The 10,169-nt window shown below is 64.4% G+C and carries 10 protein-coding genes; 8 read left to right on the plus strand and 2 right to left on the minus strand.

Annotated elements, in window-relative coordinates:
* Nucleotides 1-827, plus strand: an 827-nt coding sequence (locus Q4E95_RS04040; protein WP_303382085.1) for an APC family permease, incomplete at its 5' end; no start/stop codon positions are given.
* A 34-nt stretch (nt 828-861) separates the two neighbouring features.
* A complete protein-coding gene (locus Q4E95_RS04045; protein WP_303382086.1) occupies nt 862-1,275 on the plus strand; it encodes a universal stress protein in 414 nt (137 codons plus the stop codon).
* A 14-nt stretch (nt 1,276-1,289) separates the two neighbouring features.
* On the opposite strand, the gene Q4E95_RS04050 is transcribed toward Q4E95_RS04045, so the two are convergent.
* Entirely contained in the window at nt 1,290-2,147 is an 858-nt protein-coding gene (locus Q4E95_RS04050; protein WP_303382087.1) for a phosphatase PAP2 family protein, read from the minus strand.
* Nucleotides 2,148-2,371: 224 nt separating this feature from the next.
* Between Q4E95_RS04050 and Q4E95_RS04055 the strand changes: the two genes are divergently transcribed.
* The 5 genes from Q4E95_RS04055 to Q4E95_RS04075 all read left to right on the plus strand — a co-directional run bounded on the left by Q4E95_RS04055 (nt 2,372) and on the right by Q4E95_RS04075 (nt 7,895).
* Nucleotides 2,372-2,692 carry a glutaredoxin domain-containing protein gene (locus Q4E95_RS04055; protein ID WP_303382088.1) on the plus strand — a complete coding sequence of 107 codons (321 nt, stop codon included), beginning with the start codon at nt 2,372-2,374 and terminating at the stop codon, nt 2,690-2,692.
* A gap of 39 nt (nt 2,693-2,731) precedes the next feature.
* The gene (locus Q4E95_RS04060; RefSeq protein WP_303382089.1) at nt 2,732-3,064 is read left to right on the plus strand and encodes a carboxymuconolactone decarboxylase family protein; all 333 of its coding nucleotides are present in this window, start codon (nt 2,732-2,734) and stop codon (nt 3,062-3,064) included.
* A 146-nt stretch (nt 3,065-3,210) separates the two neighbouring features.
* On the plus strand, nt 3,211-4,395 hold the full coding sequence (locus Q4E95_RS04065; RefSeq protein ID WP_303382090.1) for an ROK family transcriptional regulator: 1,185 nt from the start codon (nt 3,211-3,213) through the stop codon (nt 4,393-4,395).
* Between the two features lie 158 nt (nt 4,396-4,553).
* Complete coding sequence (locus Q4E95_RS04070) at nt 4,554-5,984, plus strand: sugar porter family MFS transporter (protein ID WP_303382091.1); 1,431 nt, start codon at nt 4,554-4,556, stop codon at nt 5,982-5,984.
* Nucleotides 5,985-6,230: 246 nt separating this feature from the next.
* The gene (locus tag Q4E95_RS04075; protein WP_303382092.1) at nt 6,231-7,895 is read left to right on the plus strand and encodes a thiamine pyrophosphate-dependent enzyme; all 1,665 of its coding nucleotides are present in this window, start codon (nt 6,231-6,233) and stop codon (nt 7,893-7,895) included.
* A 99-nt stretch (nt 7,896-7,994) separates the two neighbouring features.
* Here the strand turns inward: Q4E95_RS04075 and Q4E95_RS04080 are convergent, their stop codons facing one another.
* A complete protein-coding gene (locus Q4E95_RS04080) occupies nt 7,995-9,260 on the minus strand; it encodes an MFS transporter (protein WP_303382093.1) in 1,266 nt (421 codons plus the stop codon).
* A 124-nt stretch (nt 9,261-9,384) separates the two neighbouring features.
* Between Q4E95_RS04080 and Q4E95_RS04085 the strand changes: the two genes are divergently transcribed.
* Nucleotides 9,385-10,169 (plus strand): zinc-binding dehydrogenase (locus Q4E95_RS04085; protein ID WP_303382094.1); only part of this gene is annotated, 785 nt, incomplete at its 3' end.

The following is a 10,169-nucleotide window of genomic DNA, read 5'->3' on the forward strand; positions in this document are numbered from 1 at the left end:
GTATTTTCATGGCCCTGACCGCGGTGACCTCCCTGGCGTTCTTCTCGTTCGTGGGGTTCGAGGATTCGGTCAACATGGTCGAGGAGACCAAGGACCCCACCAAGAACTTCCCCCGCGTCATGCTGTTGGGTCTGAGTATCACCCTGGTGGTTTACGTTCTGGTCTCGATCTTCACCGTGGCGATCGTTCCCATCGGTCAGCTCGGCGAATCCACCACCCCGCTGCTGGACGTGGTCCGCATTGGCGCGCCCGGTGTTCCGATTGACGCCATATACCCGTTCCTGACCATCATTGCCGTGGCCAATACGGCGTTGATCAACATGCTCATGGCGTCTCGACTGCTGTACGGCATGGCCCGCCAGGGTGTGATTCCCGGGATCCTCGGCAAGGTACTTCCGGGACGCCGCACGCCGTGGACCTCCATCATCTTCACCACGGTGCTGGGCATGGTGCTCATCCTGATCGTCAACAACTTCATGGGTAAGTCCACGGCCTCCGCGCTGGGCGGCACCACCGCGTTGCTGCTGCTGGGCGTGTTCACCGTGGTCAATATTGCGGCAATCATCTTGCGCCGTGACAAATCCCAGGAAAACCACGCGTACTTCCACGCACCCAAGGTGCTGCCCTACCTGGGCGCCATCACCTGTGCCTACCTGTTGGGCCCGTGGGCGCAGGATCCCATCGAGTATCAGATCGCCGTGATCCTCATTGGACTGGGTGTGGCCCTCTGGCTGCTGAACTTCCTGTACGACCGCCTGTTCACGGGCCGCCGCGCACGGTTCCATCACCCCGAAGATCTCGCGCACCTCGAAGACCCCGACCGCTAAACGCATCCGTTCCACACGCCCCAGGGAGACACCCATGAGCATTGTTGTCGGCTACCTGCCCACCCCCGCCGGACGCGCCGCCCTGCGGGCCGGCCTCGACGAAGCGAAACTGCGATCCAGCAAGTTGGTCATCGTCCAGGCCCCCGCGCCCAAGCAACGCTTCGGGCGCCCCGCTGAGCAGGCATCACCGGCTGCGTCGGCGGAGGATCAGGAACTCCTGGCCGAGAGCGGGATCGAGCATGAGCTGGTGTCCGTCCACCCGGACAGCGACCCCGCGGACGCCATCCTGGACGCGTGCGAACGCGTCACCGCCGAGTTGCTGGTCATCGGCACGCGCAAGCGCACGCCGGTGGGCAAGCTCATCATGGCACCCACCACTCAGCGCATCCTGTTGGAGGCCTCGTGCCCGGTGCTGTGCGTCAAAGCGGGTTACACCGTGGACGACTGATTCCTTCGGTCCCCTTAGGCCGCCCGGTCCTCCTCCGACTCGTCCAGGTCGAAGGCCGGGCGGTTTCTTTCCGCCGTCACGGTCTCGCTCCACGACGACGCCGCGGTCGAGCCAGTCGCCCCGCTCGTAACACGCGTATTTTGGGGAGCGGGCACCGTGGCGTCCGCCTGCGACCACCCGAAGCCGTATGCCAACGCCGGCACCAGTGCGTTCGCCAGGGAACCACCGATCATCACGCCCGCCCAGGCCACCGGGATGGAAACCAGCACGTCAAGCGGATAATGCGCCGCAGCGTATATTCGGCTTGCCCCCACAAGTGCCACCGCCGCCAACCCGAACCACAAAATCCGGTTGCGTTGGGAAGATCGGAAATTCACGAGCATGAGGGCCAAGACAATGGCCAATGCGCCACCGGTGTGTCCGGACGGGAACGATGTGGCGCCTTCGAGATGGAGGAGCTGCTCGCCGGCCGGCAGGGACGGACGGGGGCGCTCCGCGGCGACCTTTACCAAACCAATGGCGGCCCAACCCGTGAGGGAGGTGATGAGGAAGGCCGTGGCATCCAAGGGTCTCCGCCGGAATACGGCCAGCCACCCGGTGATCGTGGCAATGATCAACACGATGCCCGCGTTGGAGAACACCACGTGGATCGCCATGGCAAGGGCGTCAAAAGTTGCGTTGCGGTATTGGACGAGCCCCTCGAGCAACGCGGTTTCCCCGTGCGTGATTTCCGGTGAAACCACCAGCAATCGACCGACGGTCGCAACCAACAGCACCGTGACCAGAGGTACGGCCACTCGATGTTGCAACTGCGGCAAACGCCACGGGGACCCGCCCGGCGAGGGGGAAGTTTTCTGCGCCGGATAGGTCATGGACCCATGGTGTCACTCAACACCGAATGATTGCTGACATCGCGAGGAAGCCGCTGCGAGCCTGAAGTTTTCACGTGAAACGAAAACAAGAATTTAACCCTTTAAAGTTTGTATTCTGGTTCTTGCATATTTAAAAAGTCTTGATTGTGACCCTGGACGGAATCGACTGTTCTACTCTGCCGTTATGACTGTGAACTGATCCGACCCAAGGAGGCACCATCCCCATGAACTCCCAGTACCCACAGGTCTCTCAAGACGATGCGCTCAAGCACATCGACAACAGTGGCGTAGCAATTTATTGGCGCCCCGGGTGCCCATTCTGCGAGCGCCTTGAATACGGGCTGGGTGAAGACGGCCAGAAGGCTACGTGGACCAATATTTGGGAAGATGCGGCGGCCAAGGAATACGTTGCGTCCCTGAACGACGGCAATTCCACGGTTCCCACCGTGGTCACCAAGGACACCCACTTCATTGCCGCGGATCCGGATGCCCCCGACCAGGTTCGTCAACTGCTGGCCAATGCCACCCCCGCGACCGCAGACTGAGACAGTCAGTACCGGTAATCGCAGAAAGCAGGATGACTCATGGCCGATCATTACCACTCCCCCGAAGACCTCAAGCTTCTGGGCGAGCTGAAGAAGCTCGCACCCGATGAGTTCACCAAATTCGCGGCCTTCGACGCAGCCATCGGCCGCGAGGGCGGTCACATCGACCCCCTGAACCGTGAGCTCATTGCCATTGGTGTCGCGCTGACCACCCAGTGCCCCTACTGCTTGGAGGTGCACACCAAGAAGGCCAAGGCCGCCGGTGCCACCCGCGAGCAGATCGTGGAGGCAGGAATGGTGGCCGCGGGTCTGCGTGCCGGCGCGGCCGTGACGCACACCGCCATGGCGTTGCGGTTGTTCGACGAAGCCTGAGCACGGTCACACCAGCCGGGTGAAGCCGCGCCGCCCGCATTGTGGGAGCGCGGCTTCACCCTGTTGAGCTGGCTTTTTGTCTTCGAAAATCGAAGGCAGGCTACACTCCGGGGCAAGAGAATCTTCACAGGAAATTGAGGACGACGATGTCCCTGCACTCCACGACCGCTCGGAACGAGGCGGCCCCCGGCTCACAAACATCACTGCGTGTGGCCAATCAGCGCCGGGTGATCGAAACCATGCGCACGTTGGGCACCACCACCCAAGCCACCATTGCGCGTGAAACTGCGCTGGCACCGTCCACGGTGTCGTCCATCGTTCATGAAATGGTGACCGCCGGGGTGCTCGCCATGGATTCATCGCACGGCGGGCGCCGCGGACAACTGGTCCGGTTCAGCGACGACGCCGGCTTCGTGGTGGGCCTCGATGTGGGCCACCGCCACCTCACCGTGGCCGTTGCGGATCTCAACCAGAACATCAAAGCACGTGAACGATTCGACCTGCCACGCGGCCATTCAGTGACCGAAGTGTTGGACACCGCAGATTCGACATTGGTCTCCATGGTTCGAAAGCTGAAGCTGTCCCGAGCCAAGCTGCTCGCCGCCGGACTGACCCTGCCCGCCCCGGTGGATCTCGAGGGACGCGTGGTGAGTGCGGGAGCGATCCTCCCGGCCTGGGCCGACACCGATGTCCGTGCGGCCGCCTCGATTCGACTGGGGCTTCCCGTCACGGTGGAAAATGACGCCAACGCGGGAGCCGTGGGAGAGTTTGCCCAGGGCAGGGGACGGGGCGTGCAGAACATGGCCTACATCAAGGTCTCCCACGGTGTGGGTGCGGGCCTGATCCTCAACGGTCGACTGTTCCGTGGCGCCACGGGATCCGCCGGGGAACTCGGCCACATGACCCTGGACGAACAGGGTGCTGTCTGCCGCTGCGGCAACCGTGGATGCCTGGAAACCTTCATCTCCTCCGAGGCCGTCCTCGGCCTTCTGGGCACCACCCGGGGTCCCGATTTCACGGTGGCGGACCTCGTCGACGCCGCCCTGGCCGGTGACGTCGGTTGCGCGCGAGTCATCGGGGACACCGGCCGCACCCTGGGCACCACCGTGGCCAACCTGTGCAACATCATCAATCCCGAGCTCGTGGTCGTGGGTGGCGAATTGGCGCGCGCCAATGATTTGTTGCTGGGGCCGTTACGGGAAATCGTGTCCCGCTACGGAGTGCAGGGCTGCACCCGGGACCTCACCATCAGCGCCGCTGAACTGGGCCCGGAGGCGCACCTCACCGGGGCCCTCATCATGGCGCTCGAGAATATTTCGCTACCTCTGTGAGACACAGCCAACATTTTTGTGTTCAAGACATGGACATTTAGTGATCTGAGTCCTAATCTTGATCCACTACCGGCAAGCCTTCTTCCGGCTAGCGTCCCCACCGCGTCCTATGCCTTGGGGCCCGCCTTCTTACTTCGTTACAGCAAGGGAGCTGCGCGATGAGCCAAGCAGCGCAAGCAGTACCGTCGGAGCGCCACGACGCGAACACCGGCACAGTCATCAGAATCACCACGGTCGCGGCCTTCGGTGGTCTGCTCTTCGGATACGACTCCGCCGTGATCAACGGTGCGGTGTCCTCCATTCAATCCCGCTTCGATGTGGGCCCCGGCCCCCTGGGCTTCGCGGTGGCTGCCGCCCTGTTGGGTGCAGCGGTGGGTGCCTTCTTCGGCTCGCGCATCGCGGACCGCACCGGCCGCATTCTGATCATGAAGATCGCTGCGGTGTTGTTCCTGGCCTCCGCGATTGGTTGTGGCCTGGCCAATGACATCACCACGCTGGTCATTTTCCGCGTGATCGGCGGCGTGGGCGTGGGTGTTGCCTCCGTGATCGCACCCGCCTACATCGCCGAGGTCTCCCCCGCACACCTGCGCGGGCGCCTGGGCTCTTTGCAGCAAATGGGCATTGTGCTCGGTATCTTCCTGTCGCTGCTGATCGACGCGCTGCTGGCGCACTGGGCCGGCGGTGCCGCGAACGAGCTGTGGCTGGGTCTTGAGGCCTGGCGTTGGATGTTCCTGGTCATGGCCGTCCCCGCGGTCATGTACGGCATCGGTGCCTTCACCATTCCCGAATCCCCGCGTTACCTGGTCTCCCGCGGTCGCGAGGACGAAGCCCACTCCGTGCTGACCAGCATCCACGGCGATCGGGTGGCCGAGGAACGCGTGGCCCGCATTCGCGAAACCATCAACAAGGAACACACCCCTCGCCTTGCCGATCTGCGTGGTTCCCTGGGTGGGCTCAAGCCCATCGTGTGGGTCGGTATCGGCCTGGCAGCCCTGCAGCAGTTCGTGGGCATCAACGTGATTTTCTACTACTCCAACGTGCTGTGGGAGTCGGTGGGCTTCTCGGAGTCCGATTCGTTCGTGATCTCCGTGGCCACCTCCGTGACCAACGTGCTGGTGACCATTGTCGCAATCTTCCTGGTGGACAAGGTGGGTCGCCGACCGCTGCTGCTCGTGGGCTCGACCGGTATGGCCGTCTCGCTCGCGACCCTGGCCGTGGTCTTCGCAACCGCCAGTAAAGTCATGGTGGACGGCCAGCTCACCCCGGCCCTCGGCCCCGTGGCCGGCCCGGTCGCGCTGATCGCCGCCAACCTGTTCGTGATCTTCTTCGGCGTCTCGTGGGGTCCGCTCATGTGGGTTCTGCTGGGCGAGATGTTCCCCAACCGCATTCGCGGCGCCGCGCTGGCTGTGGCCGGCGCCGTGCAGTGGATCGCCAACTGGGCCGTCACCGTCACCTTCCCCGCGCTGTCCAACTTCTCGCTGGGACTGGCCTACGGCATTTACGCGTTCTTCGCGGTGGTCTCACTGATCTTCACCATCAAGATGGTCTCCGAGACCAAGGGCGTGGAGCTCGAGGACATGCACGACTGACGCCCCGTCACCCGACCACGATCGCCCCGGTTCCGTACGCGAGTACGGAACCGGGGCGACGTCGTTCCCGCCGCCTGTCGCGCGGAACCACGGGAGGGTCATAGTTTGTCGAATTAACCAATATGGGGCCCCGATACGCCCGTCCCGCGCGTTCTCGGGTAGTTTCGACTCTGGTATTCGCGGACGATCCCCGTGGAATCGCCCACCATCTCCACGACTTTTCAATGGCGAAATGAGGACCTCACGGTGACCCAGAATTCTTCGGAACACTCCACAGCAGGACGTAAATCGGCCGGCCACGTGATCGTGGATTCACTCGTGGCCCACGGCGTGGAACGCGCCTACGTGGTACCCGGCGAGAGTTACCTGGATGTGCTGGACGGCCTCTACAAGTCCCCCATCAACACCGTGATCACCCGCCACGAGGGCGGTGCCGCCTACATGGCCGATGCGGACGGCAAGCTGAATCCCGTTCCCGGCGTGGCCATGGTCACTCGCGGCCCCGGCGCCGCCAACGCCCACGTGGGGCTGCACACCGCGTGGCAGGATTCCACCCCCATGGTGCTGTTCGTGGGCCTGATCCCCTTTGAGCACCGCGAGAAGGAAGCGTTCCAGGAATTCGATCCGCACCAGTGGTTCGCCTCCGGCGCCAAGCGCGTGATGGTTCTGGACCACGCCGAACGCGCCTCGGAGTATGTCGCTGAAGCCATGTTCGCCGCGGCGTCCGGCCGACCCGGCCCCGTGGTGGTCGGTCTGCCCGAGGACGTGATCACCCGCGAAATCGATGCGACCCTGCACCCGCGGATCCCCGTGGCCGGCGGCGGCATGACGGTGACGGATTGGAAGGCCCTGGAAAACGCGCTCAAGGAGGCCGAGAAGCCCCTGTTCGTGACCGGCGGTAACGACTGGACCCACGAGGGCGCCGAAAAGTTCACCCAGTGGCTCGAAGAGCGCCACATTCCCGCCGCCGCGGAGTGGCGCACCGAGGGAACCGTGCCGTTCAACTCCCCGTCCTACGTGGGCCCCATCGGCTACGGCCGCCCGCGCCCCACCTACGACCTGCTCGAGGAAACCGACCTCTTGGTGTTCGTGGGAACCGTGCCCGGTGACGTGATCACCAACGGCTTCCTGGTGCGTCAGGACTGGTCCAAGAAGAACTTCATCGTGACCATGGACCCGTCCATGCGTGGCCGCTCCGGTGCCGTTTCGCACCAGATTGTGGCCAAGCCGGACGTGTTCGTGCGAGACCTGGTGCGCATGGAACTCCCGGTCAAGGACGGGTGGAAGGACTGGTGCGCGCGCATGCGTCAGCAGCAGGTCGAGTTCGCCGAGCCCAAGGACGCCCAACCCGCTGACGGCCCGGCCACCATGGACACCATGATGGCCAACCTGGTGGCGACCCTGCCCGAGGACGCCATGGTGACCTTCGGCGCCGGCGAGCACACCAACTGGGCGCACCGCTACTTCCCGACCAACGGTTACGCGTCCATGATCTCGGCGCGCAACGGTTCCATGGGGTACTCGGTACCCTCCGCCGTGGCCGCCTCCCTGAACTACCCGGGCCGTCGCGTAATTTCGATTGCCGGCGACGGGGAGTTCCTCATGAACGGTCAGGAACTGGCCACCGCCGCCCAGTACGGTGCCACGCCGCTGGTCATCGTGATGGACAACCAGGAGTACGGCACCATTCGCACCCATCAGGAACGCCAGTACCCCGAGCGCGTGTCCGGTACGCAGTTGAAGAACCCGGACTTCGCGGGCATGGCCACCTCGTTCGGTGGTTTCGGTGTGCGCGTGGAGCGCGAGTCGGAGATCCCCGGCGCGCTTGAGCAGGCTTATCGGGCGATCGACCAAGAGGGTAGGTTCGCGCTCATCCACTTGATCGTGGAACAGCGCCGCAAAGCATACTGAATCGAACATACAGCCAGGTCAGATTGCTGACGACGCCGCCCCCGGCACCTTTCGAGCGAAAGGTCCGGGGGCGGCGTCGTCGCGTTTCGCTCGGGTGGGCTACCGCAGCGGATGCTCGGCCTGGTCCTTGTGCATGCGGCCCGCGAATACCGCGACCACGCCGAGCAGAGGCGTCAGGACGGCCACACCCCAGAAGATCGCCTCCGGAGGCAGGATCTGCGAGACCGGCCCCGCCACCGCCATGGACACGGGCATGAGTGAGAGGGACACGAAGAAGTCCAGGGACGAGATACGGCCGAGCATGTGCACCGGCACGCGGCGCTGCAGCAACGTGCCCCAAATGACCTGCCCCGCGCCACCGGTGGCACCGAACACGCACAGGGCAATGGCCATGACCCACCAGGAATCGGTCATGCCCACCAGGCCGAAGGGCAGCGTGCCGAAGCCCCACAACCAGATCATGGTGGTCAGATAATGACGTGGCAGGGGCATGGACGCCGTGATCAGCGAACCCAGCGCCGTGGACACCCCGTACAGGCCGAGCATCGCGCCATAGCTGGCCACGGAACCGCCCAGCCGATCCACCACCAGGAACGGGACCAGGACTTCGAGCGGGCCGATGAACAGGAACACCGCGGTCATGGCCCACAGCAGGGTCCACAACAACCACGGTGTACGCACCGAGTAGAGGAACCCGTCCGCCAGATCCCGCAGGATCGACGTGGTCGGCACCGCCGTGGAACCCTGCGATTCTTCCTCCCCGAACCGGCCGGTCGTGGGAATGCGCAGGAACAACATCAGGGTGAAGGCCGCCGCGTGGCACACGGCAATCGCGACCACTGCGAGCGCGGGGAAGGCCAGGCCCGCCAGGAAACCGCCCACCGCGGGGCCGGCGGCAATCTGCAACAGGGGCCTGGCGGTTCCTTCCACGCCGTTGGCGGCCAACAACTGGCTGGCGGGCAGGATCCGCGGCAACGCCGCCGAATAGGCGGGATAGAAGAACCCCAGAGCCCCCGCAAAGACGAACCCGGCAACGGCCAAGTGCCACAGGGCGAGGTTATCGGTCCAGGTCAGCAGCACGATCACGGCGGCGGTTAGCAAGTTGATTGCCTCGACGCAGCGCAGGATGAGACTCAACCGGACACGATCCGCGGTCACGCCGCCCACCAGGACAAAGGCGACCGCTCCCACGGCACCCGCAGCGGTGACCATGGACAGGTCCACCGCCGAGCCGCCCAGCGCCATCACCTTGGCAACCAGTGCCACCGCCCAGAGACCGGATCCGAACACGCTCATGCACATGGCAAATGCCAACACCGCGTAGGCGGGCGTGCCAAAGGGTTTGAGCGCGCGGGGAAGTGACATTTGGTCCACCCTATAAGTACCTGTCGGACCCGTGGTATCAGAACCGATCCCGCAGACGGGGGCGGCCCATGAAGTACCGTTGAAATCATTAGCTTTTTCAGTCTCCCAGCAAAGGAGTTCCCCCGTGCGCGCAACCCACGTGCCCGAAACCGGCGTGATCACCGTGCGTGAGTGGCCCACGCCCCGGGCCACCGAGCCGGGAACGTTCGTGGTGCGGATGACGGCGGCGTCGGTCTGTGGATCGGACCTGCACGCGGCGCTGCACGGCACGCTGCACCCCATGGGTCCCGAGCGCGCGGGCTACCCGGGCCACGAGGGTGTGGGCGTGGTCGCGGAATCCAACTCCCAGAAATTCCCCGAGGGCACCACGGTGCTGTGCGTTCCCCCGGGTGAGTTCGGCGGGGCCTTCGCCGAGTACATGCTCCTCGATGACGACCACGCGGTCGCGCTGCCCTCGGATCTGGACAGCAACGATCTCACCCAGATGCGCCGCTACATGATGGCCCAGCAACTGGGTACCTGCATTTACGCGTTCGACCTGTACTGGCCCACCGAGGTTCCCGCACGCACTGCCGGCACGTGCGTGATCATGGGCGCCGGTTCCGCGGGCTTGTTCTTCCTGCAGGACGCGAAGCGCCGCGGGTTCAAGCACATCATCGTGTCGGACAAGCAGCCCGCCCGTCTCGACATCGCGCGCACGCTCGGTGCTCGCACGGTGCTGATTCCGGACGAGGACCTCGGTGCCGTGGTCTCCGAGCTCACCGGCAACAAAGGCGCGGATCTGGTGATTGAGGCCGTCGGTTCGGATGAGCTGCGCACCCAGGCCGTGGGCATCGTGGCCCACCGCGGCATTGTGGGCTGGTTCGGTCTGTACGAGAGCTTCGAACCGACCCTCGTGCCGATCTTCGA

The organism is Kocuria sp. (assembly GCF_030536815.1).
In the GTDB taxonomy this organism is placed as follows: domain Bacteria; phylum Actinomycetota; class Actinomycetes; order Actinomycetales; family Micrococcaceae; genus Kocuria; species Kocuria gwangalliensis.

Excerpts from the sequence above, each read along its gene's own strand:
- Q4E95_RS04055 (WP_303382088.1), top strand. The coding sequence starts at position 2,372 with ATGAACTCCCAGTACCCACAGGTCTCTCAAGACGATGCGCTCAAGCAC.
- Q4E95_RS04070 (WP_303382091.1), top strand. The coding sequence starts at position 4,554 with ATGAGCCAAGCAGCGCAAGCAGTACCGTCGGAGCGCCACGACGCGAAC.
- Q4E95_RS04065 (WP_303382090.1), top strand. The coding sequence starts at position 3,211 with ATGTCCCTGCACTCCACGACCGCTCGGAACGAGGCGGCCCCCGGCTCA.
- Q4E95_RS04080 (WP_303382093.1), bottom strand. The coding sequence starts at position 9,260 with ATGTCACTTCCCCGCGCGCTCAAACCCTTTGGCACGCCCGCCTACGCG.
- Q4E95_RS04045 (WP_303382086.1), top strand. The coding sequence starts at position 862 with ATGAGCATTGTTGTCGGCTACCTGCCCACCCCCGCCGGACGCGCCGCC.
- Q4E95_RS04060 (WP_303382089.1), top strand. The coding sequence starts at position 2,732 with ATGGCCGATCATTACCACTCCCCCGAAGACCTCAAGCTTCTGGGCGAG.
- Q4E95_RS04050 (WP_303382087.1), bottom strand. The coding sequence starts at position 2,147 with ATGACCTATCCGGCGCAGAAAACTTCCCCCTCGCCGGGCGGGTCCCCG.